General features: G+C 72.9%; 21 protein-coding genes. 11 read left to right on the top strand and 10 right to left on the bottom strand.

Annotated features, from left to right (window positions below):
• Positions 1–139: 139 nt before the first annotated feature.
• The gene (locus HIR71_RS05520; RefSeq protein ID WP_472595086.1) at positions 140–2038 is read right to left on the bottom strand and encodes a phosphoenolpyruvate carboxykinase (GTP); all 1899 of its coding nucleotides are present in this window, start codon (positions 2036–2038) and stop codon (positions 140–142) included.
• 119 nt (positions 2039–2157) lie between these two features.
• Between HIR71_RS05520 and HIR71_RS05515 the strand changes: the two genes are divergently transcribed.
• Positions 2158–3720 (top strand): XRE family transcriptional regulator, encoded by a 1563-nt coding sequence (locus HIR71_RS05515; protein WP_169324064.1) that lies wholly within the window; start codon positions 2158–2160, stop codon positions 3718–3720.
• A gap of 355 nt (positions 3721–4075) precedes the next feature.
• Here HIR71_RS05515 and HIR71_RS05510 read toward each other — a convergent pair whose 3' ends face one another.
• Positions 4076–5362 (bottom strand): adenylosuccinate synthase, encoded by a 1287-nt coding sequence (locus tag HIR71_RS05510; protein WP_169324063.1) that lies wholly within the window; start codon positions 5360–5362, stop codon positions 4076–4078.
• Between the two features lie 185 nt (positions 5363–5547).
• Positions 5548–5994 (bottom strand): DUF3151 domain-containing protein, encoded by a 447-nt coding sequence (locus HIR71_RS05505; RefSeq protein ID WP_169324062.1) that lies wholly within the window; start codon positions 5992–5994, stop codon positions 5548–5550.
• 212 nt (positions 5995–6206) lie between these two features.
• Between HIR71_RS05505 and HIR71_RS05500 the strand changes: the two genes are divergently transcribed.
• Entirely contained in the window at positions 6207–6599 is a 393-nt protein-coding gene (locus tag HIR71_RS05500) for an STAS domain-containing protein (protein WP_249051597.1), read from the top strand.
• A gap of 89 nt (positions 6600–6688) precedes the next feature.
• On the opposite strand, the gene HIR71_RS05495 is transcribed toward HIR71_RS05500, so the two are convergent.
• The gene (locus HIR71_RS05495) at positions 6689–8848 is read right to left on the bottom strand and encodes a SpoIIE family protein phosphatase (RefSeq protein WP_311836112.1); all 2160 of its coding nucleotides are present in this window, start codon (positions 8846–8848) and stop codon (positions 6689–6691) included.
• A gap of 110 nt (positions 8849–8958) precedes the next feature.
• Here HIR71_RS05495 and HIR71_RS05490 point away from each other — a divergent pair, with 110 nt between their 5' ends.
• A complete protein-coding gene (locus HIR71_RS05490) occupies positions 8959–9402 on the top strand; it encodes an STAS domain-containing protein (protein ID WP_311836111.1) in 444 nt (147 codons plus the stop codon).
• A gap of 122 nt (positions 9403–9524) precedes the next feature.
• Here the strand turns inward: HIR71_RS05490 and fbaA are convergent, their stop codons facing one another.
• Positions 9525–10547 (bottom strand): class II fructose-bisphosphate aldolase, encoded by a 1023-nt coding sequence (fbaA, locus tag HIR71_RS05485; RefSeq protein WP_169324060.1) that lies wholly within the window; start codon positions 10545–10547, stop codon positions 9525–9527.
• Between the two features lie 35 nt (positions 10548–10582).
• Positions 10583–11269 carry a TrmH family RNA methyltransferase gene (locus HIR71_RS05480; protein ID WP_169324059.1) on the bottom strand — a complete coding sequence of 229 codons (687 nt, stop codon included), beginning with the start codon at positions 11267–11269 and terminating at the stop codon, positions 10583–10585.
• Positions 11270–11305: 36 nt separating this feature from the next.
• On the opposite strand from HIR71_RS05480, the gene HIR71_RS05475 reads away from it, so the two are divergent.
• The gene (locus tag HIR71_RS05475) at positions 11306–12058 is read left to right on the top strand and encodes a VTT domain-containing protein (RefSeq protein ID WP_311836110.1); all 753 of its coding nucleotides are present in this window, start codon (positions 11306–11308) and stop codon (positions 12056–12058) included.
• 4 nt (positions 12059–12062) lie between these two features.
• Positions 12063–12836, top strand: a complete 774-nt coding sequence (locus tag HIR71_RS05470; protein ID WP_169324058.1) for an HAD-IIA family hydrolase — start codon at positions 12063–12065, stop codon at positions 12834–12836.
• 152 nt (positions 12837–12988) lie between these two features.
• Here the strand turns inward: HIR71_RS05470 and pyrE are convergent, their stop codons facing one another.
• Entirely contained in the window at positions 12989–13573 is a 585-nt protein-coding gene (gene pyrE, locus HIR71_RS05465; protein ID WP_311836109.1) for an orotate phosphoribosyltransferase, read from the bottom strand.
• A gap of 41 nt (positions 13574–13614) precedes the next feature.
• Positions 13615–14403 (bottom strand): SDR family NAD(P)-dependent oxidoreductase, encoded by a 789-nt coding sequence (locus HIR71_RS05460; protein ID WP_169324057.1) that lies wholly within the window; start codon positions 14401–14403, stop codon positions 13615–13617.
• Between the two features lie 111 nt (positions 14404–14514).
• On the opposite strand from HIR71_RS05460, the gene HIR71_RS05455 reads away from it, so the two are divergent.
• The 3 genes from HIR71_RS05455 (at position 14515) to HIR71_RS05445 (ending at position 17112) form a co-directional block, all read left to right on the top strand.
• Entirely contained in the window at positions 14515–15315 is an 801-nt protein-coding gene (locus HIR71_RS05455) for an exodeoxyribonuclease III (protein ID WP_169324056.1), read from the top strand.
• Between the two features lie 148 nt (positions 15316–15463).
• On the top strand, positions 15464–16447 hold the full coding sequence (locus HIR71_RS05450) for a DUF4190 domain-containing protein (protein WP_169324055.1): 984 nt from the start codon (positions 15464–15466) through the stop codon (positions 16445–16447).
• Positions 16444–17112, top strand: a complete 669-nt coding sequence (locus tag HIR71_RS05445) for a DUF4190 domain-containing protein (protein WP_311836108.1) — start codon at positions 16444–16446, stop codon at positions 17110–17112. The genes HIR71_RS05450 and HIR71_RS05445 overlap by 4 nt, the downstream gene beginning before the upstream one ends.
• A 125-nt stretch (positions 17113–17237) precedes the next feature.
• Here the strand turns inward: HIR71_RS05445 and clpB are convergent, their stop codons facing one another.
• Positions 17238–19850, bottom strand: a complete 2613-nt coding sequence (gene clpB, locus HIR71_RS05440) for an ATP-dependent chaperone ClpB (protein ID WP_169324054.1) — start codon at positions 19848–19850, stop codon at positions 17238–17240.
• A 378-nt stretch (positions 19851–20228) separates the two neighbouring features.
• On the opposite strand from clpB, the gene HIR71_RS05435 reads away from it, so the two are divergent.
• Together HIR71_RS05435 and HIR71_RS05430 are read left to right on the top strand one after the other, a co-directional pair.
• Positions 20229–22433, top strand: coding sequence for a putative bifunctional diguanylate cyclase/phosphodiesterase (locus tag HIR71_RS05435; RefSeq protein WP_169324053.1), 2205 nt, complete (start codon positions 20229–20231; stop codon positions 22431–22433).
• Between the two features lie 126 nt (positions 22434–22559).
• Positions 22560–22946, top strand: a complete 387-nt coding sequence (locus tag HIR71_RS05430) for a universal stress protein (RefSeq protein WP_169324052.1) — start codon at positions 22560–22562, stop codon at positions 22944–22946.
• A gap of 118 nt (positions 22947–23064) precedes the next feature.
• Here HIR71_RS05430 and HIR71_RS05425 read toward each other — a convergent pair whose 3' ends face one another.
• Positions 23065–23274, bottom strand: a complete 210-nt coding sequence (locus tag HIR71_RS05425; RefSeq protein WP_169324051.1) for a dodecin family protein — start codon at positions 23272–23274, stop codon at positions 23065–23067.
• 139 nt (positions 23275–23413) lie between these two features.
• On the opposite strand from HIR71_RS05425, the gene HIR71_RS05420 reads away from it, so the two are divergent.
• Positions 23414–24448: an alpha/beta hydrolase gene (locus HIR71_RS05420; RefSeq protein ID WP_169324050.1), complete on the top strand. Its 1035-nt coding sequence runs from the start codon at positions 23414–23416 to the stop codon at positions 24446–24448.
• Positions 24449–25099 lie beyond the last annotated feature (651 nt).

Here is a 25099-nt window from a genome sequence, read left to right as displayed (position 1 = left end):
GTCGCCGCCGCATGAGTCGCGGCTGCACGGCAGAGGTCCCGCATGATCACGCCCCCTGGCGGTGATCATGCGGGACCTCGTGGCGCCCTGCTGGTCGGGCTGGTCGGGCGGGTCGGGCTGGTCGGGCGGGTCGGGTGCGTCAGGCGCCGGCGAGCCGGTCGCGCAGCGCGACGAGCTGGTCGCTCATCTCGGTCGGCAGGTTGGCACCGAACTGCCCGAAGTACTCCTCCGTCAGGTCCGCCTCGGCGAGCCACGACCGCGGGTCCACCTCGAAGAGGGCGCGGACGTCCTCGTCGGGCAGGTCGAGACCCTCGAGCCGCAGGGCGCCGTCGGCCGGGAGGTACCCGACCGGTGCAGGGACCGCGTCTGCGGTGCCTTCCACCCGGCGCAGGATCCACTCCAGGACGCGCGAGTTCTCGCCGAACCCGGGCCACAGGAAGCGGCCGTCCTCACCCTTGCGGAACCAGTTCACCTGGAAGATCAGCGGGCGACCGGCCTCCCCGAGCTTGCGCCCCATCCGGAGCCAGTGGCCCCAGTAGTCCGCCATGTTGTAGCCGCAGAACGGCAGCATCGCGAACGGGTCGCGGCGCAGCGCGCCGACCGTGCCCTCGGCGGCGGCCGTCTGCTCGGACGAGATCGTCGCGCCCATGAACACCCCGTGCGCCCAGTCGAACGACTGCGCGACGAGCGGCACGTTGGAGGCGCGGCGCCCGCCGAAGAGGATCGCGTCGATCGCGACGCCCTCGGGCGCCTCCCAGTCGTCGGCGATGGTCGGGCACTGGCTCGCGGCGACTGTGAAGCGCGAGTTGGGGTGCGCGGCGGGACGACCGGCGTCGGGCGTCCAGTCCTGGCCGAGCCAGTCCGTCAGGTGCGCGGGCTTCTCGTCGGTCAGGCCCTCCCACCACACGTCGCCGTCGTCCGTCAGGGCGACGTTCGTGAAGATCGTGCGCTCGGTCATCGTCGCGATGGCGTTCGGGTTCGTCGCGTAGCCCGTGCCGGGCGCGACGCCGAAGAAGCCCGCCTCGGGGTTGATGGCGCGCAGCCGGCCGTCGGGACCCGGACGCATCCACGCGATGTCGTCGCCGATCGTCTCGACCTTCCAGCCCGGGATCGTCGGGCTGAGCATCGCGAGGTTCGTCTTACCGCACGCCGACGGGAAGGCGGCGGCGACGTGGAACGCGCGGCCCTCGGGCGACGTGACCTTGAGGACGAGCATGTGCTCGGCCAGCCAGCCCTCGTCGCGCGCCATGACCGACGCGATGCGCAGCGCGAAGCACTTCTTGCCGAGCAGCGCGTTGCCGCCGTAGCCCGAGCCGAAGGACCAGATCTCGCGGGTCTCGGGGAAGTGGGCGATGTACTTGGTGTCGTTGCACGGCCACGACGAGTCGAGCGGGCCGCCCTCCTCACCGATCGTGCCGTCCTCGGCCACGAGCGGCGCACCCACCGAGTGCACGGCCGGCACGAACGCGCCGTCGGTCCCGAGCAGCGCGAGCGCCTCCCGGCCCATGCGCGTCATCGTCCGCATGCTGACCGCGACGTACGCCGAGTCGGTCAGCTGCACGCCGAGCTGGGAGATCGGGCCACCGAGCGGACCCATGGAGAACGGCACCACGTACATGGTCCGGCCACGCATCGAGCCGGCGAACACGCCCTCGAGCTCGCCGCGCATGGCGACCGGCTCGCGCCAGTTGTTCGTCGGCCCCGCGTCCTCCTCGCGCTCGGAGCAGATGAACGTGCGGTCCTCGACGCGCGCGACGTCCGACGGCGCCGAGCGGGCCAGGAAGCTGTCCGGACGCTTCTCGGGGTTGAGCCGCTGGAACGTGCCGCGCTCGACGAGGAGGTCGGTGAGGCGGCGCCACTCGTGCTCCGAGCCGTCGCACCACTCGATGCGCGCGGGCTGCGTGAGCTCCGCGACGCGCGCGACCCAGGCCAGCAGCACCGCGTGCCTTGTCGGTGCGGTGCTGCCGAGGCCGTCGACGACCGGCCGCTCGAGGCGCGTGCGGCGGGCGTTGGCCAGTGGACTCTCGAGCATGGTCATGGGTCTGAGCTCCCAACGAGACGCGTCTTTCGGGTGTGAGCTCAACCTTCCCGCAATATTCGACCTCCGACCACGCGGAAGCTCAGAAAGATCGTCGATTCTTCATCTACAGTCAACTCATGCCCCCCGCCCCGCGAGTCAGCCCGATCGGCCCCGCCCCCCGCACCGGCACCGGCACCGCCCCCCGCACCGGCACCGCCCCCCGCACCGCCACCGCCGACGACGCCGCAGCCGAGACCGCGCGCGCCGTCGCCCCCGACCTCATCACCCTGGGCCGACGCATCCGACACTTCCGCACCGAGCGGTCGCTCACGCTCGACCAGCTCTCGGCGGCCGTGCGGACCGCGCCGAGCCAGCTCTCGCTCATCGAGAACGGCCACCGCGAGCCGCGGCTGTCGCTGCTCCGGTCGATCGCCGAGGCGCTCGAGGTCCCACTCACCGACCTGCTCGCGACCGAGCCGCCGAGCCGCCGGGCGGCGCTCGAGATCGCGCTCGACCGTGCGCAGCGCGGCTCGCTGTACGCCTCGCTCGGCCTGCCGCCGGTGAAGCCCGGGCGCAAGCTGCCGATGGAGGCGCTCGAGTCGCTCGTCGGCCTGCACGCCGAGCTGGCCCGGCGCGCGAACGAGTCGATCGCCACCCCCGAGGAGGCCCGCCGGGCGAACACCGAGCTGCGCCTGTGGATGCGGGCGCGCGACAACCACCTGCCCGAGATCGAGGAGCTCGGCGAGCAGATGGTGCGCAGCGCGGGCTACACCGTCGGCGCGCTCACGCACCGCGCGGTCGCCCGCATGGCCGAGCAGCTCGGGTTCACGATCATCCACGTCTCCGACCTGCCGCACTCGACCCGCACGGTGACCGATCTCGCCAACGGGCGCATCTACCTGCCGGTCGCGTCGATCCCCGGCGGCCACGGGCTCCGGTCGCTCGCGCTCCAGGCCATCGGGCACCGCGTGCTCGGGCACGAACGGCCCACCAGCTACGCCGACTTCCTGCGGCAACGGCTCGAGATCAACTACTTCGCGGCGTCGTGCCTGATCCCCCAGACGGCCGCGATCGAGTACCTCTCGACCGCCAAACGCGACAAGGACCTGGCGATCGAGGACTTCCGCGACGCGTTCGGCGTCACGCACGAGGCGGCCGCGCACCGGTTCACGAACCTGGCGACCGCCCACCTGGGGATCCCCGTGCACTTCCTGCGCGTAGGGGACGACGGCGCCCTGTACCGCGGCTACGAGAACGACGGGGTCGGCTTCCGCACCGACCCGACCGGCGCGATCGAGGGCCAGCTCGTGTGCCGGCAGTGGGCGGGCCGCGTGGCGTTCACGCGCCGCAACCGGACGACCGAGTTCCACCAGTACACGGACACCCCGAAGGGGACCTTCTGGTGCACGACGCAGACGGGGTCGACGTCGTCGGGCCAGTTCTCGATCACCGTGGGGGTGCCGTACGCCCACAGCAAGTGGTTCCGCGGGCGCGAGACCAAGCGCCACACCGTCTCCCGGTGCCCCGACGAGACCTGCTGCCGCCGGCCGCCCGCCGAGCTCTCGCAGCGCTGGGCCGACCAGTCGTGGCCGAGCGCGCACCTGCACGCGCAGATCCTCGCGCCGCTGCCGCAGGGCTCGTTCCCGGGCGTCGACGACACCGAGGTCTACGCGTTCCTGGAGCAGCACGCGACGTCGTGACCTGTGCCGGCCCGGACCTCGGTGGCTCAGGACCCCGCCGACTCAGGACTCAGGACCCCGCCAGCTCAGGACCCCGCCGACTCAGGCCGCGTGAGCTCGACCGCGAACGCGGCGTGCGCCGGCTGCCCGAGGATCCGGGCCACGAACGTCTCCATGTCGCCCGACGTCAACGGCCACCCGGCGGCGCCTCCCCCGTACCCGCCCGCCCAGACGCGGGTCGTCGAGCGCGTCGAACAGGGCGCGTGCGTCCGCCTGCTCGAGCGGTCGCAGGCGTACGCCGGGCGCGGTGAGCACTCCCCCGCCCGGCGTCGTCGCGACGGGCACCTGGGCGGCGCTCATGCCCCCGCTCAAATGCTCAGCCGAGAAGGTCGTGGCGGACGATCGTGGCCTCGCGATCGGGGCCGACGCCGATCGCCGAGATCCTGGTCCCCGACATCTCCTCGAGCGCGAGCACGTACCGCTGCGCGTTCGTCGGCAGGTCCTCGAACGTGCGCGCCCCCGTGATGTCCTCGGACCAGCCGGGCAGCTCCTCGAGCACGGGCCTGGCGTGGTGGAAGTCGCTCTGGTCGAGCGGCATCTCGTCGTGGCGCACGCCGTCGACGTCGTAGGCCACGCAGACCGGCACCTTCTCCAGGCCGGTGAGCACGTCGAGCTTGGTGAGCACCAGGTCGGTGAGGCCGTTCACGCGGCCCGAGTACCGGGCGATCACCGCGTCGTACCACCCGCACCGGCGCGGGCGACCCGTCGTGACGCCGAACTCGCCGCCGGTCTGCCGCAGGAACTCGCCCATGTCGTCGAGCAGCTCGCTCGGGAACGGGCCCTCGCCCACGCGCGTCGTGTAGGCCTTGATCACGCCGATGACGCGGTCGATCCGCGTCGGCCCGACGCCCGAGCCGGTGCACGCCCCGCCCGCGGTCGCGTTGGACGACGTGACGAACGGGTAGGTGCCGTGGTCGACGTCGAGCATCGTGGCCTGACCGCCCTCGAAGAGCACGGTCTTCCCGGCGTCGAGCGCCTTATTCAGCACGAGCGTCGTGTCGGCCACCATGGGGCGGACCCGCTCGGCGTACGTGAGGAGGTCGTCGACCGTCTCGTCGACCGTGATGGCGCGGCGGTTGTAGACCTTCACGAGCAGGTGGTTCTTCTGGTCGAGGGCCCCCTCGACCTTCTGCCGCAGGATCTTCTCGTCGAACAGGTCCTGGACCCGGATGCCCACGCGGCTGATCTTGTCGGCGTACGTCGGCCCGATGCCGCGGCCGGTCGTGCCGATCCGGCGCTTCCCGAGGAACCGCTCGGTGACCTTGTCCAGGGTCCGGTTGTACGGCGCGATCACGTGCGCGGCGCTCGAGACCTGGAGCCTGCTGACGTCCACGCCGCGCGCCACGAGGGCGTCCAGCTCCTGGAAGAGCACCTCGATGTCGATCACGACGCCGTTGCCGATCACGGGCACGACGCCGGGCGACAGGATCCCCGACGGCAGCAGGTGCAGGGCGTACTTCTCGTCGCCGATCACCACGGTGTGACCCGCGTTGTTCCCGCCGTTGAACTTCACGACGTAGTCCACGCGCGCCCCGAGCTGATCGGTCGCCTTGCCCTTGCCCTCGTCGCCCCACTGGGCACCGACGACTACGACGGCTGGCATGTGATCCCCACTCCCGATCGGTCTCGGTGGCTGCCTCGGTGAGACCGCGGCGCCCGGACGCGGCCGGCGGTCGTCCGGCGCCCCGCGAAAGGTTACCGCCCGGGAGCGCGCGGCACGTCAACGTTTGACCACGCGGGCGTCAACTGTTCACCCGCGGCCTTGCGCGCTGTCGTGGGCACCTGCGGTCACCGCAGCGCGGCGACCGCCTCCGGCGTCGTGCCACTGTCGACGAGCAGCCGGCGGCACCGCTCGGACTCCGCGGTCTCGCCGATCGCCTCGGCCGCCTCCGCGAGCGCGAGCACCGCCCGCAGGAAGCCCTGGTTGGGCACGTGGTCCACGGGCACGGGGCCCTGCCCGCGCCAGCCCGCGCGCCGCAGCGCGTCGAGCCCACGGTGGTAGCCGGTGCGGGCGTAGGCGTACGCCGCGATCGGGTCCGGCCGCGTCGCGCCCAGCGCCTCCTCGGCGAGCAGCGCCCAGACGTACGACGACGCGGGCTCCTGCGGGACGACGTCGCGCACGGGGCTGCCCGCCTCCAGGGCCGCGCGGGCGGCGGTGTCGGGGTGGTCCGCCGGCAGGAGCACCGGGTCGGGGCCGCTGAGGAGGGAACGGGGGCTCGGGTGGTCGTGGCTCACGGAGCCATTGTGGTCGACGCCGCGAGACGGCCGGGACGGCGACGGCGGGGACAGTGGCTGCGACGGGGACGGCGGCTGCGACGGCGACGGCAGAACGGCAGACGACGCGCGGAGCACGGGGCGCATGCACGGGCCGCTGACAGCCGGTTAGAGTCGTCCTGACCGCCGTGCGCCGCCGAGGTGCCACACCCGACGCCCCGGAGCAGGCCTCCATGATCGAGATCGCCACGTCCCCCGCGACCACGACGCTCGTCGTCGCCGGGGACCTGGATCTCGCCGAGCGCGACCAGTTCCCCGAGATCGCCGCCCGCGTGACCGGTCTGCGCCGTCAGCTGCTCGTGATCGACATGTGCCGGCTGACGTTCATGGACTCGACCGGCGCGGCGTTCCTCATCTCGCTCGCGGACTCGTCGCGGCGCCGCGGCGGCGCGACCGTGCTGCGCGGGCCGGACCCGCGCGACCTCTTCGTGCTCGAGGTGTGCGGCGCGCTCGAGCTCTTCCGGATCGACCAGGCCCACCGCTGCGAGATCGCCGCGCAGCCGACCGACTTCCGCCCGCCGCCGTCGGCGTCGGCGCCGTCGGGGCGCGAGCCGCGCCGGACCTAGCCGCTCCGGACCTCGCCGCGCCGGACCTCGCCGCGCCGGACCTAGTCGCGCCGGACCTAGCCGTGCCGACCCTGGTGAGAGCCGCCGGGTCAGCCGTCGCCGGCGGCCGGGCGGACGCGCGCCCAGACGAGCTTGCCGGTGCCGCTCGGTCGCCAGCCCCAGTCCGCGAGCCGCTCGACGATCTGGATCCCGTACCCGCCGACGCGCCCGGGGTGACCGTCGGTCGCCACGGGCGGCGCGGGGTTCGCGTCCTCGACCTCGATCCGCAGCCCGTCCCCCGTGTCGAACAGCCGCAGCGCGACGTGCCCCCAGCCGTGCAGCACCGCGTTCGCGACGAGCTCGGACACCACGAGCTCGGCGCTCGCCGCATCCGGGAGGTCCCATGCGCGGCACGTGCGCAGGACCGCGTGGCGCGCACGCCCGATCGAGGCGGGCTCGCTCGGCAGCTGCCACCGGCGCCGGCGCGGGCTGCGCTGGAGCCTGTCGTGGTCGGACTCGGGGTCGGGCACCCGCACGACGACGACGGCGACGTCGTCCTCGGGCGCGTCAGCGAGCCGCGACAGGACCTCCTCGCCCACGCCGGCGGAGTCGATCGCCACGACCTGCTCGGCCGCGTCGCACAGCGCCTGGATGCCCGCCTGGAGCGACCGGTCGCGCCGCTCGATCAGGCCGTCCGTGTAGAAGATGAGCACGTCACCGGGCCGCAGGTCGCTCCGGCCGGTCGCGCGCGGCCGGCCGCCGAACCCGACGAGCTGGCCCGGGGCGTCCGCGAGCTGGGTGGCGTGGCCGTCGCGCACGAGGAGGGCGGGCAGGTGCCCGGCCCGCGAGTACTCGAGGTCCCACCCGCTCGCGCTGCGCCGGAGCGTCGCGAGCACGAGGCTCGCAGCCCGCGGGATCCGCATGCCGGCCACGAGCTGGTCGACGCGTTCGAGCACCGGTCCCGGCGTCTCGATCTCGTACGCGTAGGCGCGCACCACCGACCGGAGCTGGCCCATGGAGGCGGCCGCCTCGACGTCGTGCCCGACGACGTCGCCGATCACGATGCCCACCACGTCGGGCGCGATCTGCAGCACGTCGTACCAGTCGCCGCCCACCTGGGCGTGCTCCGAGTTGGGCGCGTAGTACGTCCAGATGTCGAGGCCCTGGACCTCGGCCTGCTCGGGGAGCATCGCGCGCTGGAGCGTCTCGGCGAGCTCGTGCTCGCGGGCGTAGAGACGGACGTTGTCGACCGCCATGCCGACGCGCCGGGCGGTGAGGTACAGGACGGTACGCGCGCTGTCGTCGAGATCGGCGAGCCCCTCGCCCGGCCCCTCGCCCGCGGCGGCGAACGGGACGACGACGAGCAGGCCGAGGACGCGCCGTCGTCCACCGATGGGCATCACGACGACACGCGTCGGCGCGCCGGGCAGCGCGACGAGCGACGGGCGCAGCTCGCCGCTCAGCCAGCCCGACGCCGAGTCGTCGTCCGGCACCCTCGACACGTCGAGCTCGAGCGGGCCGTCGGCGACGCCGTCGAGCAGCTTCTGGACCGCGTCGGGCCCGGCGTCGGCCGCCGCGGCGGCGGCCTCGGGGAGGGGGGTCAGCTGGTGCACGGTCGCGTGCGGGGGCGGGCCGTGGCGGCGTCCGCGACCCCGGGCCGCGGCGTGGGCGTCGATGCCCTCGGCCGGGTGGAGCCCGCCGTCGTCGAGGTAGAAGCGGGCCCAGACGACCACCTCGTGCTGGAGCAGCCCGGCGATGTCGGCGAGGATGTGCGGGTCGTTGAGCTCCGTGAGCAGCTCCGACACCTGGGTCACGATCGCGAGCCCCGTGCGCGCGCGCCGCTCGACCTTGACGGCCTCGACCTGCGCCTCCTGGGTGTCGACCTGCGCCGTCACGTCGACCTGGACGCCGACCCAGTGGGTCAGCCGCCCGGCGTCGTCGTGGACGGGCGAGACCGAGACCTGGTTCCAGAACGGTCGCCCGTCCTTGCGGTAGTTGAGCACCGTCGCGGTCCCCGGTCGCTCCTCGGTGACCGCCGCGCTCAGCGGCGCCGCGGTGACGTCGTCGGTCGCCGGGCCGCGCAGCAGGTTGGGGTTACGGCCGACGACCTCCTCGGCGGTGTACCCCGTGGTCCGCGTGAACGCGTCGTTGACCCAGACGATGGGCGTGCCCGGGCGGGTCGCGTCCGTGATGACGAACGAGACGTCGGTCGCCTGGAGGGCCCGGTCCCGCACGTCGGCGAGCGAGAGCGCCGGAGGGTCGGGCGTCACGAAATTGACCACAACCGCCTCTGATCGTCTAGCGTTCGAGCGGGACATACTGACGCCTGGGGTCAGATCGTGCGTAGAGTTCCCCGAACGGCGCCACCAGAAGGAGCATCGTGCAGGACGGTAACAGCCCTACGGGCGAGGGGACGACGCCGACCGAGGCGTCGACGGCGTCGTCGTTCGGGGCGCCCGTGATGGCCTCCGAGCCCGGCTCGGTCCACGTCATCGTCGGCTCCGAGCGGACCCGCATCGTGCTGTCGGGAGAGGTCGACGCCGACCTCGGCGCGGACCTCCAGGAGGCCACCGCCGACGCCGAGCGCGCGGGGCTCCCGATCGACGTCGACGCCCACCACGTCACGTTCATGGACTCGTCCGGCGTCGCGTTCCTCGCGCGGCTCTCGACGCGCAGCCCGACGCGCGTCCGCCTGATCCGCGTGCCGCCGACCGTGCGCTTCCTCCTCGAGGTGACGCGCATCGGCGAGCTGCTCGACGTCGTCGACGAGGACCCGGGCTCGGACATGACGTTCCCGGCGGACCTGGGCGAGGAGCGCGGCTGAGCGGTCGGGCCGGCACCGTCCACCAGCAATAAGCAGCACCAGCGACGAGCGGCACCAGCGACGAGCAGGGCCCCGCGGTACGCCGCGGGGCCCTGCTGCGTCGGGTGGGCGTCGAGCCCGGGTCAGGACATGCGCGTCCCGGCCGAGCGGAGCTGCTGGCACGCCTCGACCAGCCGTGCCGCGAGCCCGGCCTCGGCGAGCTTGCCCCAGGCACGCGGGTCGTACGCCTTCTTGTTGCCGACCTCGCCGTCGATCTTCAGCACGCCGTCGTAGTTCGTGAACATGTGGCCGGCGACCGGGCGCGTGTACGCGTACTGGGTGTCGGTGTCGATGTTCATCTTGATGACGCCGTTGTCGACCGCCTCGGCGATCTCGGCCTCGCTCGAGCCGGAACCGCCGTGGAACACGAGGTCGAACGGCTTCTCCTTGCCGACCGACTGCCCGACGGCGTCCTGGATCTCCTTGAGGATCGACGGCCGCAGCTTGACCGCGCCGGGCTTGTAGACGCCGTGGACGTTCCCGAACGTCAGGGCGGTCAGGTAGCGCCCCTTCTCGCCGGTCCCGAGCGCCTTGACCGTCGCGAGGCCGTCCGCGACCGTCGTGTACAGCTTCTCGTTGATCTCGGCCATGTGGCCGTCCTCCTCGCCGCCCACGACGCCGACCTCGATCTCGAGGATCGTCCGGGCGGCACGCGAGAGCTCCAGGAGCTCCTCCGCGATGACGAGGTTCTCGTCGAGCGGCACGGACGAGCCGTCCCACATGTGCGACTGGAAGGTGGGCAGGCCGCCGTTCCTGACCTGCTCGGCCTCGAGCGCGAGGAGCGGGCGGACCCACGAGTCGAGGTTCTGCTTGGCGCAGTGGTCGGTGTGGAGCGCCACGGTCACGCCGTAGCCCTTCGCGACCTCGTGCGCGTAGGCGGCGAGCGCGAGCGAGCCCGCGACCCGGTCCTTGACCGTGGAGCCGGACGCGTACTCGGCGCCGCCCACGGACACCTGGAGGATGCCGTCGCTCTCGGCCTCGGCGAAGCCCTGGAGCGCGGCGGTCAGGGTCGAGGACGACGTGACGTTGACCGCGGGGTAGGCGAACCGTCCCGCCTTCGCGCGGTCGATCATCTCGTTGTATGCCTCGGGGGTTGCGATGCCCATCGACGGTTCTCCTCAAGCGTTGTGCGGGGGTCTGTTCACCCCGAGTCTGGCACGCCTGCGTGCTGGGCGACCCACGCGTGCATCGCGATCGCGGCGGCGGCCCCGGCGTTGATCGAGCGCGTCGAGCCGAACTGGGCGATGTGCAGGACGTCGCGCACCCCGGCGCGGGCGGCGTCGGACAGGCCGACGCTCTCCTGCCCGAAGAGCAGCACGCACGCACGCGGCAGCGCGTACCCCTCGAGCGGACGGGACCCCGGCAGGTTGTCGACCCCGAGCACGGGCAGCGCGGCGTCGTCGGCCCACGCGAGGAGGTGGTCGACGTCGGGGTGGTGGCGCAGGTGCTGGTAGCGGTCGGTGACCATCGCGCCCCGCCGGTTCCAGCGGCGTCGACCCACGACGTGCACCTCGGCCGCGGCGAACGCGTTGGCCGTGCGGACGACCGAGCCGATGTTGAGGTCGTGCGCCCAGTTCTCGATCGCCACGTGGAACGGGTGCCGGCGCGTGTCGAGGTCCGCGACGATCGCCTCGAGCGACCAGTAGCGGTACCGGTCGACGACGTTGCGGCGGTCGCCGTGGGCGAGCAGCTCGCGGTCGTAGCGGGGGTCGTCGGGCCAGGCGTCCGGCCCGCCGGGCCAGGGGCCGACGCCGATCTCGAGCGGTGCGGCGTCGGGGGGAACGGCGTCGGGTGGAGCGGCGTCGTCGTCCGTCGATTCGTCCCGCACGGCGCCCGACACTAACGGACCCGTACCCTGGAACCCGTGCTCGATCTGACGACCCTCGCCGCCCTGCCCGCCGAGCTGACCGCGGCGCTGCCCGCAGCCGGCCCGCTGCCCGCCATCGGGCCCGAGTGGATGCAGGCGGACACGCTGATCGCGTCGTTCGGGCCGTACGCGCTCATCGGCATCGTGCTCGTGGTGTTCATCGAGACCGGGCTGCTGTTCCCGTTCCTGCCAGGTGACTCGCTGCTGTTCACGGCCGGGCTGCTCGTCGCGCAGGACGAGCTGAACTTCCCGCTGTGGCTGCTGTGCCTGCTGATCTTCCTCGCGGCGTTCATCGGTGACCAGGTGGCGTACTTCATCGGACGCAAGGCCGGGCCCAAGCTGTTCAACAAGCCGGACTCGCGGATCTTCAAGCAGCAGTACATCGACCAGACCTACGCGTACTTCGACAGGTACGGCGGGCGGACGATCATCGTGGCCCGGTTCGTGCCGTTCGTGCGGACCTTCGCGCCCGTCGCCGCCGGGATCGGGAAAATGAACTACCGGCACTTCGTCTCGTACAACGTCATCGGTGCGCTGCTGTGGGGCGTCGGCGTCACGGTGCTCGGGTACTTCCTCGGGCAGATCACGTTCGTCAAGGACAACATCGAGGCGATCCTCGTCCTGATCGTGGGACTGTCCCTGATCCCGGTCGCGGTCGAGCTGCTGCGGGCCCGCAGCGCGAAGCGGAACCCGGCGTACGACGAGCAACACGAACGCGCGCGGGTCGAGCGCGAGGACATCGGAGGCTGACGGCGTGACGCGCGAGATCCACAGCTGGCTGTCCGACATGGACGGCGTGCTCGTCCACGAGGGTCACGCGATCTCCGGCGCGGCGGAGTTCGTCGCGGCGCTGCGGGACAAGGAGCGGCCGTTCCTGATCCTCACGAACAACTCGATCTTCACGCCGCGGGACCTTCGGGCCCGCCTCGCCGCCACCGGGATCGACGTGCCGGAGGGCGCCATCTGGACCTCGGCGATGGCGACCGCGAGGTTCCTCGACGACCAGGTGCCGGGCGGCAGCGCGTACGTGATCGGCGAGGCGGGGCTCACGACCGCGCTCTACGAGGCGGGGTACACGCTCACGGATGCGGACCCCGACTACGTCGTGCTCGGCGAGACCCGCACGTACTCGTTCGAGGCGATCACCAAGGCGATCCGGCTCATCCAGGGCGGCTCGCGGTTCATCGCCACGAACCCCGACCCGACCGGGCCGAGCGCCGCCGGCGACCTGCCCGCGACCGGTGCCGTGGCGGCACTCATCACGCGCGCGACCGGGCGCGACCCGTACTTCGTCGGGAAGCCGAACCCGATGATGTTCCGGTCGGCGCTCAACCGGATCGACGCGCACTCCGAGCACACCGCGATGGTCGGCGACCGCATGGACACCGACATCGTCGCCGGGATCGAGGCGGGGCTGGCGACGTACCTGGTGCTCACGGGCTCGACCCGGGCCGACGACGTCAACCGCTTCCCGTTCCGCCCCGGCGCGGTGGTCGACTCGATCGCGGACCTGGTCGCGCTCGTCTGAGCCCTTCTGCCCGGCACCCCCGCCCGCTCCACCGGACGTGTCAGACCGTGCGCGCGGCCACGCCCGCGCCACGCCTGACAATCCCCCGCTCCACCCGACGTGTCAGACCGTGCGCGCCCCGGAGCGCGCGCTGCGTCTGACACCTCAGCGGGTCACAGGCCCAGGTCCGCGAGGTCGTAGAGGGAGTGGTACGGGACGCCGAGCGCCTCGATCCTCTCCCGCGCACCGGTCGCCCGGTCCACGATGACCGCGACGCCGAGCACCTCCGCGCCCGCCTCGCGCGCGGCCTCGACCGCGGCGATCGGCGACGCCCCCGTCGTCGACGTGTCCTCGAGCACGACGACACGGCGCCCCGCGATGTCGGGTCCCTCGACCCGGCGCTGCATACCGTGCGCCTTCGCCTCCTTGCGCACCACGAACGCGTCGAGGTCCTGCCCCCGCGACGCCGCCGCGTGCAGCAGCGCCGTCGCGACCGGGTCGGCCCCGAGCGTGAGGCCGCCGACGGCGTCGACCTCCGCCGTGCCGAGCCCGACCTCCTCGAGCCGGTCCAGCAGGACGTGCCCGACCAGCGGCGCCGCCCGGTGGTGCAGCGTGACGCGACGCAGGTCGACGTAGTAGTCGGCCTCGCGACCGGACGACAGGGTCACGCGCCCGCGCACGACGGCGAGCTCGACGATCAGGTCACGGAGCTGCTCTCGCGGCGTCGGGGAGAGCAGGGTGGGGTCGGGTCCGGTCACGTGCGACAGGGTACCGACGCGTCCTCAGCTCGAGACCGTGCTCAGCTCGAGACGCCGTCGTCGGGCGCCTCGACCGCCTTGCGGTACTTGCCGATCGCACGGACCGCGCTCCGTGGCAGCATCCGCACGACGCCGGACACCACCCGGTAGCGCAGGCTCGGGGTGGAGATGACGACGCCGCGGCGCACGTCCGCGAGCGCGGTCGCCACCACCGAGTCGGCGTTGAGCCACGCGATCTCGGGGTACGACGTCATGTCGACGTTCCCGCGCTCGTGGAACTCGGTGTGGACGAACCCGGGGCACAGGACCGTCGCGGAGACGCCGGTGCCCTTGAGCTCGACCGCGAGACCCTCGGTGAACGACCGGACCCAGGCCTTGTGCGCCGAGTACGTGCCCGAGGCCATCAGCGCCGCCACCGACGCGACGTTGAGGATCGCTCCCCGCCCGCGCCCCGCCATCGTGCCCGCGGCCGCGTGGGACAGCACCAGGACCGCGCGGACCATGACGTCGAAGGCGCGCTCCTCGCGCGCGACGTCGCCCCCGACGAACCGCTGGTGGATCGCGAAGCCCGCGTTGTTGACGAGCAGACCCACGGGCCGCTCGCCCGAGCGCAGCCGCTCGGCGACCCGCTCGACGTCGTCCCGCTCGGACAGGTCGGCCGGGAGGACCTCGACGTGCACGCCCGCTGCCGCGTGGAGCTGGGCCGCGAGGCGCTCGAGCCGCTCGCTGTCGCGTGCGACCAGCACGAGGTCGTGGTGGGCCGTGGCGAGCTGCCACGCGAACTCCAGGCCGAGGCCGGCGCTTGCGCCGGTGATCAGTGCGGTAGCCATGGCGGTCAGCCTACGGGTGGCCCCCGACACCCGTCCCGCAGACCGGGGCGTCGCGCGGGCCGACGGGAGACGACGCCGAGGCCTGTGGGTAGCCCCGGCTAGCCTGACGCCATGCGCCTGGCCACGTGGAACATCAACTCGGTCCGCTCTCGCACGGACCGCGCGATCGCCTTCCTCGAGCGCACGGGCACCGACGTGCTCGCGCTCCAGGAGACCAAGTGCAAGGACGAGCAGTTCCCCCGCGAGGCGTTCGAGGCAGCGGGCTATGAGGTCGCGACGTTCGGCTTCAGCCAGTGGAACGGCGTCGCCGTCGTGTCGCGCGTCGGGCTGCACGACGTCGAGCGAGGCTTCCCCGGGCAGCCCACCTTCGGCGAGGTGCCGGTGCTCGAGGCGCGGGCGATCGGTGCGACCTGTGGCGGGGTGCGGGTGTGGAGCCTCTACGTGCCGCACGGACGCGCGCTCGGCAACCCGCACTACGACTACAAGCTCGAGTTCCTCCGGCAGCTCAAGGACCGCGCGGCCGAGTGGATCTCGCCCGAGTCAGGTGACCCGATGGCGCAGGTCGCGCTCATGGGCGACTGGAACGTGGCGCCGACGGACACGGACGTCTGGGACCTGGCCGCGTTCGCCGGACAGACGCACGTCACCCCACCCGAGCGCGCGGCGTTCGCCGCCTTCGCGTCCGCCGGCTACACCGAGATCACGCGCGAGCTCGTCCCCGAGGAGCGCCGGTACACCTACTGGGACTACCAGCGGCTCCGGTTCCCCCGGAACGAGGGCATGCGGATCGACTTCGCGTACGTGTCGCCGACGGTCGCCAAGCGCGCCGAGGTGGTGACGATCGAGCGCGACGAGCGCAAGGGCAGGAGCCCCTCCGACCACGTCCCGGTCGTCCTCGACCTCGCCGAGTGAGTACGACGACGGAGGAGCAGGCTGCCGCGCGTGGGGGCGGAACGAGGGCCGACCGGGGGATTCCGTCGGGCCACCGGGCGGAATCCCACCGGGCGCAATCCCACCGGGTCGTCCCGGTGAGCCCCCGACCGCCACTAGGTTCATCGGCATGAGCACGCCGCCCACCGCGCCGCCGCCGGCCACACCGGACGACGCGGGTCACTCCGTGCCGCCGCACGCGGCGCCGCCCCCGCCGCCGCCGTACGGCAGCACTCCGGCGTACGGCAGCGCGCCGGCGTACGGCAGCGCGCCGGCGTACGGAACGACTTCGCCCTACGACGCCGGGCCCGCGTACGCCGCGCCCGCGTACGCCGCGTCGTCGCCCTACGTCGTCGCACCCGGCTACGGCGCTCCGCCGGGTTACGGGCCGCCGCCGACCAACGGCCTGGCGATCGCGTCGCTCGTCACGAGCTTGTCCGCGTTCCTCGTGGGCCTGACGGCGCCGGTCGGCCTCGTGCTGGGCATCGTCGCCCTGCGGCAGATCAAGCGCGACGGCACCCAGGGACGGGGGCTCGCGATCGCCGGCGTCGTCGTCGGCGGGCTCGTGACGCTCGCGGGGCTGCTCCTCACGGCCTTCCTCGTCGCGTGGTTCAGCGTGGCGTTCGACGACGCGTCCGGCGGCTTCGCCGCGAGCTTCGAGGAGGGCTGGGAGGAGGGCCTGCGCGAGGGCGCCGGTGCGGGCCGCGACACCGGCGGGGACTGGGGCTCGCCGGGTCAGGTCGACGCCACCTCGCTCCTGGTCGGCGACTGCCTCCGCGAGCCGATCGGCTGGGGCGACGACGCGATCGACGCCGTCACGGTGGTCTCGTGCTTCCTGCCGCACGGTGAGGAGGTCATCGCATCGGCACAGTCGGGGGCCATGACCTTCCCGGGGGACGAGGCGCTCGAGGTCGAGGCGGACGCCTGGTGCCTCGAGGAGGCGGAATCCGCCGTGACCGCCGGGCACTGGGACGAGGGCGGCTACTACACCTGGCTCGTGCCGTCGGAGGAGTCCTGGGACCAGGGGGACCGGACGCTGCTGTGCCTCGTCGGCAACGACCTGAGCGAGATCACCGGCTCCTACCTCGAGGGAACGGCGAACCTGGCGCCGTGAGCCACGAGTACTTCGCCGCGCCGGACGCGCCCTACTACGCACCCGGCTGGCAGCCGGCTCGGCCCCCGGTCGACGGGTTCGCGGTCGCCGCGTCCGTGACCGCGCTGCTCGGGATCGGTGTCGTGGGGATCGGGCTCGGGATCGCCGCACTCCGCCGGATCGGACGAGGCGCGTCGCGCGGGCGCGGGCTCGCGATCGCGGGGGTCGTGATCGGCGCTGCGTGGACGCTCGCGCAGGTCGTCCTCGTCGTGCTCGCGGTCCAGCTCGCGGGGCTGGCCCAGCCGCTCGGGCTCGACGTCGCCGAGCCGGTCGACGCCCGCGCGCGTCAGCTCGTCACCGGTCACTGCGTCGGCGCACTACCGCCCGACGGGGAGATCGACGTCGTGCAGGTCGTGCCGTGCGGTGAGCCGCACGCCGCTCAGGTCGTGTCCGAGTACCGGTTCGCGGCCGACGCGCGCTGGCCCGGCCAGGTGGCCGCCGACCGTCGCGTCGCCGTCGGTTGCGAGGTGACCGACGCCGAGGCCGACGCCGGCGTGACCGCGCTGGTCTGGGCGCCGACCGAGGACTCGTGGGCGCGCGGCGACCGGACCGGGCTGTGCCTCCTGCGCACGCCCGACCCGGTCACCGGCTCGTTCCTCGACGGCACGGTGGACCTCCCGCGCTGACCCGCGCTCACCCACGCCGACCCGCGCTCACCCGCGCTCACCCGCGCGCCGAGGGTGACGTTCCGCCGGTCATCGGGCGCGGATGAGCGGCGGAACGTCACCCTGACACGACGAGCGGACCGTCGTCAGCGGACGGCGAGTGCGAGGCCCTCGCCGGTGTCCGGGGCGGCGCGGTCCACGACGACGGTCTGGCCGTCGTGCACCTCCCCGGCGAGCAGCATCCGGGCGAGCCGGTCGCCGATCTCGCGCTGGACGAGCCGCCGCAGCGGCCGGGCGCCGTACGCCGGGTCGAAGCCCTCGATCGCGAGCCACTCGCTCGCCGCGTGCGTGACCTCGAGCGTGAGCCGCCGCTCGGCCAACCGGTCGCCGAGCCGCGCGACCTGCAGGTCCACGATCTGCCCGAGCTCCGCGAGCGACAGCGCGTCGAACAGGACCACGTCGTCGAGCCGGTTGAGGAACTCCGGCTTGAAAGCACCTCGGACGGCCCCCATCACGGCCTCGCGCTTGGCCGCGTCGTCGAGCAGCGGGTCGACGAGGAACTGCGACCCGAGGTTGGACGTCAGCACGAGGATCGTGTTGCGGAAGTCCACCGTGCGGCCCTGCCCGTCGGTCAGGCGCCCGTCGTCGAGCACCTGCAGCAGGATGTCGAACACCTCGGGGTGCGCCTTCTCGACCTCGTCGAGCAGCACGACCGAGTACGGCCGTCGCCGCACCGCCTCCGTGAGCTGGCCGCCCTCCTCGTAGCCGACGTACCCGGGCGGCGCCCCGACGAGCCGGGCGACCGAGTGCTTCTCGGAGTACTCCGACATGTCGATGCGCACGATGGCGCGCTCGTCGTCGAACAGGAAGTCCGCGAGCGCCTTGGCGAGCTCGGTCTTGCCGACGCCCGTCGGGCCGAGGAACAGGAACGAGCCCGTGGGCCGGTCCGGGTCGGAGACGCCCGCACGAGCGCGGCGGACGGCGTCGGACACGGCCTGGACCGCCTTCCGCTGGCCGATGAGGCGCTCGCCGAGCACCTCCTCCATCCGGAGCAGCTTGCCGCTCTCACCCTCGAGCAGGCGCCCGGTGGGGATGCCGGTCCAGGCGGCCACGACCTCGGCCACCTCGTCGGCCCCCACCTTGTCGGCGATCATCGGCTCGCGGGCCGGGCCGACGGCGCCCTCGAGCGTCGCGCGCTGCTCGCTCTCCTCGGCAGCGGCGATCTCCTTCTCGATCGTGGGGATCTCGCCGTAGTTGAGGCGGCTCGCGGTCGCGAGGTCACCCTCGCGGAGTGCGCGCTCGGCCGCGCCGCGCAGCTCGTCGAGCTTCGCGCGCAGCTCACCGACCCGGTTGTGCCCGGCCTTCTCGGACTCCCATCGCGCGGTCAGGGCGCCGAGCTCCTCGCGCCGGTCGGCGAGGTCGGCGCGGATCTTCTCGAGCCGCTCGGCCGACGCCGGGTCGTCCGCGTTCTCGAGCGCGAGCTCCTCCATGAGCAGGCGGTCGACCGCGCGACGCAGCACGTCGATCTCGACGGGCGACGAGTCGAGCTCCATGCGCAGGCGCGACGCCGCCTCGTCGACCAGGTCGATCGCCTTGTCGGGCAGCTGGCGCCCGGGGATGTACCGGTGCGAGAGCGTCGCGGCCGCGACCAGCGCGGCGTCCGCGATCGTCACCTTGTGGTGCGCCTCGTACCGCTCCTTGAGCCCGCGCAGGATCGCGATCGTGTCCTCGACGCTGGGCTCGTCGACGAAGACCTGCTGGAACCGGCGCTCGAGCGCGGGGTCCTTCTCGATCCGCTCGCGGTACTCGTCGAGCGTCGTGGCGCCGACGAGGCGCAGCTCGCCGCGCGCGAGCATCGGCTTGAGCATGTTGCCCGCGTCCATGCTGCCCTCGGCCGCACCGGCGCCGACCACGGTGTGCAGCTCGTCGATGAACGTGACGACCTGCCCGTCGGAGCCCTTGATCTCCTCGAGCACCGCCTTGAGGCGCTCCTCGAACTCGCCGCGGAACTTGGCGCCCGCGACCATCGCCGCCAGGTCGAGCGACACGAGGCGCTTCTCCTTGAGCGAGTCGGGCACGTCCCCCGCGACCATGCGCTGAGCGAGCCCCTCGACGACCGCCGTCTTGCCGACGCCCGGCTCGCCGATGAGCACCGGGTTGTTCTTGGTCCGGCGCGAGAGCACCTGCACCACGCGGCGGATCTCGTTGTCGCGCCCGATGACGGGGTCGAGCTTGCCGTCGCGCGCCGCCTGCGTGAGGTCGACGCCGTACTGCTCGAGCGCCTTGAACGTGCCCTCAGGGTGGGGGCTCGTCACGCGCGCCGACCCGCGCACGGCCGGAAGGGCCTCGCGCAGCACCTCCGGCCGCGCGCCGACCGAGTGCAGCGCCTGGGCGGCGGACGACCGCCCCGCCGCGATCCCGAGCAGGAGGTGCTCGGTCGAGATGTACTCGTCGCCGAGCGCCTGCGCCTCGGTCCGGGCGGCGTCGAGCACGGCCGAGGTCGCGCGCGACGGCGTCGGCTGGGTGACGGCCGACCCGCTCGCGGCAGGCAGCGCGACGAGTGCCGCACGGACGTGGCGTCCGAGCGCCGAGCGGTCCGCGCCGACGGCGTCGAGGAGGCCGGCCGCGATCCCGTCCTGCTGGGCGAGCAGTGCGTTCAGCAGGTGCGCCGGCTCGAGCTGCGGGTTGCCCGCGGCGGTCGCCTGCTGGATGGCGTCGCTGAGGGCTTCCTGCGTGCGGGTGGTGAGCTTGGCGTCCATGGGTCCTCCGGTCCTCCGGTTCTGCGGCTGGTCGGGTCGCGCACTGCCCGACGGCGGCGCTCCAGTCGGTACAACTCCCGCAGAGTTGAGCGTGTTCCACTCAATTCTGCCGCCTCGCCGCCGCGTCCGCGTGTCGTGGCCGCTACGGAGCCGCTGCTGTCCTTCGGCGAGGGAGGGTCGACGACGTCCGAGGAGTCGCGAGGCCCGGAGCTCCACCCCCCCGGGCCAGGGCCGTTCAGGTGACGCCGGGGAGCCGCCCGCGCGCCGCCAGAGGTCCCGTGTCACGATCGCCGGTGGTCATACCATCTGGCGGGCGCCCCGCTGAACCGCAAGCCCCGCTGAACCGCAAGCCCCGCTGAAGCCACCGGAGAGGACCCCGTGACCGTACGCCCAGTCGGTGCGGCGCCCACGACCGAGGCGGAGTCCGGGGCAGAGGCGGAGTCCGGGACAGAGGCAGAGCCCGAGGCAGAGGCGGAGCCCGAGGCAGAGTCGCTCCTGTTCACTCGCAGCACGGACGGCGTCGTGATCACGGCCGAGGACGGCTCGGTCCTGTCGGCGAACCCGGCGGCGTGCCGCCTGCTCGGACGGGACCAGGACGAGGTGCGCGGCCTGAGCCGCGCCGCGGTGCAGGACCCGACCGATGCCCGCTGGCCCGGGGCGATCTCGCTGCGGGACTCCGAGGGGTACTTCCGCGGCGAGCTGCGCCTGCGGCGCCCCGACGGCTCGACCGTCGAGGTGGAGGTCACCTCGACGGTCGTGCCGAGCGACCCCGAGCGTCGGGCGATCGTCCTGCTGCACGACCGCTCGCGGCTCGCCGAGCTGGTCGAGCGCGCGGGCGACATGCAGCGGGCCGCCGCCACCGTGATCGACACGCTCGAGTCCATCAGCGACGCGTACTTTGCGGTCGACAAGAACTGGATGGTCACCTACGTCAACGGTCGCGCCGAGCAGCTGATGCGGATCGACCGGTGGGCGACCGTGGGCACCGACTTCTGGGAGAGCTTCGCGGAGCTCGTCGGCACGACGTTCGAGCGGCACTACCGCACCGTCATGCGCACCGGCGAGCCCACGGAGTTCGAGGCCTTCTACAACCCGACCACCCTCCGTTGCGAGGTGCGCGCCTACCCGCTGCACGGCGGCGGCATGGCCGTGTACTTCCGCGACGTCGCCGAGCGGTACGCCGCCCGGCAGGAGCGCGAGCTGCTGCTGAGCCGCGAGCGCTCGGCCCGCGCGGCGGCCGAGCGCGCCCAGGTCGAGCTCGCCGAGCGCGCGACCCATGACACCGTGACCGGCCTGCTCAACCGCTGGGGCCTGCTCGAGCAGATCGCGCGCACGCTCACCGAGAACCCGCACGCCTCGCTGTCGGTGATGTTCATCGACCTCGACCGGTTCAAGCTGGTCAACGACACGCTCGGCCACGTCGTGGGCGACCAGCTGCTCGCGGTCGTCGCCGATCGGCTGCGGTCGCTCGTGCGCTCGAGCGACCTGCTCGCGCGGTTCGGCGGGGACGAGTTCGTCATCGTGCTGCAGGACTCGCCCGTCGACCGCGTCGAGGACCTCGCGCGCCGGATCGTCGCGACGAGCGGTGAACCGGTCGCCGTCGGGCGTGCGCTGCTGCCCGTGACGGTCAGCGTCGGGATCGCGCGCGCCGACGCGGCGTCGGACATCGACACCCTGCTCCGCGAGGCGGACGCCGCGCTCTACCGCGTCAAGGACGCGGGGCGGGACGGCTTCGCCTGGTTCGACGAGGGGCTGCACCGCGAGGTCGTCGAGCGGGTCGGCATCGAGCGGGACCTGCGCCAGGCGCTCACGCACCGCGACGAACTGACGCTGCACTACCAGCCGGCGTTCAGCCTCACGACGGGCTCCGTGTCGCACGTCGAGGCGCTCGCGCGCTGGCACCACCCCGAGCGAGGGCTCATCCACGCGTCCGACTTCGTGGCGGTCGCGGAGGAGTCCGGACTGATCCTCACGCTCGGGGAGCGTGTCATCGCGCACGCGGCGGCGCAGGCGGCGCGGTGGGCCCACGTGCCCGACATGCGGGTCTGGGTCAACGTCTCGGCCCGCCAGCTCGCGCTGCCCGGCCTCGAGGAGATCCTCGTCCGGCACCTCGCGGCAGCCGGCGTCCCGCCCGAGCGGTTCGGCATCGAGGTGACCGAGTCGACCGTCGCCGACGGCGGGCGGCTCGTCGAGAACCTGCGCGCGGTGCAGGACCTGGGGATCGCGGTCGCGATCGACGACTTCGGGACCGGCTACAGCTCGCTGTCCCGCCTGGCTCGCATGCCCGTCGACGTCATCAAGATCGACCAGTCCTTCGTCGCGGCCGTCGGCACCCCGACGGGCGACGCGATGCTCACCGGCATCGTCAGCCTCGCCCACTCGATCGGGGCGCACGTGATCGCCGAGGGGGTCGAGACCACCGAGCAGCTGCATGCGCTCACCGACGTCGGCGCCGACGCCGTCACCGGCTACCTCCTGGCCGCACCGACCGCGCCCGACGACGTCACGTGGGGGAGCGCGGTCGCGCTCCCGCTCCCACTCCCGCTCCCGCTCCCGCTCCCGCACGCGAGGATGCAGCGGTGATGCGCGGAGTGGGAGGAGACCGGGACCTTCGTCGGCCCTCGTGACCGGCCGGGTACTGGCAGGATCAGCAAGGAACCGCGGCGTCGGCTCGAACCCGACGCTGCCCCGCAGGAGAGAGGACCGCGCATGTCGATCATCGTCGGGTACACGGACAAGCCCGAGGGGCAGGCGGCACTGCGGCACGCCATCACCGAGGCGGGCGCGCACGGTGACGACCTCGTCATCGTCAACATCGGCTCGGGCGCTCACCCCGAGGACACGATGGTGCGGTCGAGCGACCTGGAGAAGGTCGGCGCCGACCTCACCCAGCAGGGCGTCAAGCACACGATCCGGCAGCTGGTGCGCGGCAAGGAGCCGGCCGAGGAGCTCGTCGGCCTCGCGGAGGAGCTGGGCGCCTCGATGATCGTCATCGGCCTGCGTCGTCGCAGCCCGGTCGGCAAGCTGCTCCTCGGCAGCAACGCGCAGCAGATCCTGCTCGATGCGAACTGCCCGGTGGTCGCGGTCAAGGCCTGACGGCGCGCAGGACCTGTCAGAGCCCGGTGCCCCCGTGAGGGTCGCCGGGCTCTGACAGCTCTGGAACGGCAGGCTGTGGCGCCGTCAGCTCGGTGACGTCGTCAGCTCTCCCGCGCCGTCAGCCCTCGAGGACGAACGTCACCTCGAGCATGACCTGGTACGCCGTGATCCGGCCGTCCGAGATCTCGACCTTCTGGTCCTTCACCCAGGCGCCCTGGACGTTGCGGAGCGTGCTCGATGCGCGCTCGATCCCGCCCTGGATCGCGTCCTCGAAGCTCGTCTCCGACCGTGCGCTGATGTGCGTGATGCTCGCGACCGTCGTGGCCATGGCAGTGCCTCCTCGATGCAGGGGATCCGGACGATCCAGCCTCGTTGCGCCCGGTGCGGCACGCAACAGGTGGCGGTCTCGCCCGGTGGCCGAGGCGCGTGGGAGAGACGCCGAGCGGGAGCGCATGCCACGATCGCGCATGGCCCCGCACCCGCCTGAGACCCGCCAAGCCGGCACCCAGGACACGGCCGGCACCCACGACGCTGCGCCGGACGTCCTCGGCCCCGGGTGGACCGCCCGCACCCTCCTCCTTCGCCCCGACGCCGAGGGCGAGGTCGTCGCGACCCTGGTGCGCCGGGACGCCGTCGGACCCCCGACCCGGCGCGCGGTGCTCTACGTCCACGGGTTCGTCGACTACTTCTTCCAGACGCACCTCGGCGACGCGTGGGCCGAGCAGGGCTACGACTTCTACGCGCTCGATCTGCGCAAGTACGGGCGTTCGCTGCGCCCGTGGCAGACGCCCAACTACGTGACCGACCTGCGCGACCACCTCGAGGAGCTCGACGCCGCCGCCCGGATCGTCCGCGAGCGCGACGGCCACGACGTCCTCGTGGTGCTCGGGCACTCGACCGGTGGACTGCTCGCCAGCCTGTGGGCCCACGCCGAGCGTGGGCGTGGCCTGATCGACGCGGTGGTGCTCAACAGCCCCTGGTTCGAGCTCAACCGGAGCTGGGTCTACCGGGGGCCGGTGACGCGGGCGGTCGACGTCGTCGGTCGCGTGGCGCCGCAGCTGGTGGTCGGGAGGCTCGGCTCGGACTACGGCAGGAGCCTCCACCGTGAGTCGGGCGGTGCGTGGGACTTCGACCTCACCTGGAAGCCGCACCAGGGCTTCCCCGTGCGCGCCGGGTGGCTGCGCACCGTGCGACGCGCGCACCGGCGGATCGCCCAGGGCCTCGAGATCGACGTGCCCGTGCTGGTCTGCTGCTCGACGGCGAGCGGCCCCTACGACCGCTGGCACCCCGACCTCGGGACGACCGACAGCGTGCTCGGCGTCGAGGACATGGTCGCGCGGGCGCCTGGCCTGGGGAGCGACGTCACCGTCGTCCAGATCCCCGACGGCGTCCACGACCTCGCGCTGTCAGGTCCCGTCGCGCGGCAGCGCTTCTTCGACGAGATGTTCGCGTGGACGGCCGAATGCGTGCGTCGTGGGCCGGCGCAACTCAACCGACAGTGACCGGCCGAAAGCCCGAGCGGCCCTCACCGTCAGGTCGGTGAGGCGCGTCTCGCGTGCGCGCGGCCACAAGGCGGGACCGTGGTCACCATGGGAGGCGCCCTCGCGTACCGCCGGCGCCACGGCGATGTCGTGGTCGACGAGCGCACGATCGCCTTCGATGGCGCATCCACGACGGCATCGGTGGCTCAGGAGGACTCGAGCCGGGCGGAGGCTCGGAGAGCGACTATCCCTTGGTCGTCGCACGGCGGCGACGTCCTGGAGGTCACCGGCGAAGCTGCGACGCTCCTCGCACACCGGTCGACTCGTGATCACCGCCCGTGGCGGCATCGTCACGTCGCGAAGTTCCCACGGGGCCCCGAACACGACTTCCGCCGGCTCGCTGCCATCGTCCGGTGACGCGCGAGGGTCACCGTGGTGCGGCTGGGCGATGGCGCCGGCCGGGCCGGCTTGGCGGTCACACCGAGTTCAGGATCGGGTCTCTTCGGTGTCGATCGCATTGTGATCTATCACTGCTCTCGGCATGCCTGACATGAAGATGGCTGCCAGGCCACGGGCGCTACGGGCGTCAGCCGGTGGCGGGTAGTGGGTTGAGGGTGACGTCGTAGCCGAGCTGGCGGAGTTGGGTCAGGGCGCGCTGCTTGGTCTTGTCCG

It is taken from the genome of Cellulomonas fimi, from assembly GCF_012952065.1.
Classification (GTDB): Bacteria; Actinomycetota; Actinomycetes; order Actinomycetales; family Cellulomonadaceae; genus Pengzhenrongella; species Pengzhenrongella fimi_A.
This window is presented reverse-complemented; position numbering and strand designations above follow the sequence as displayed.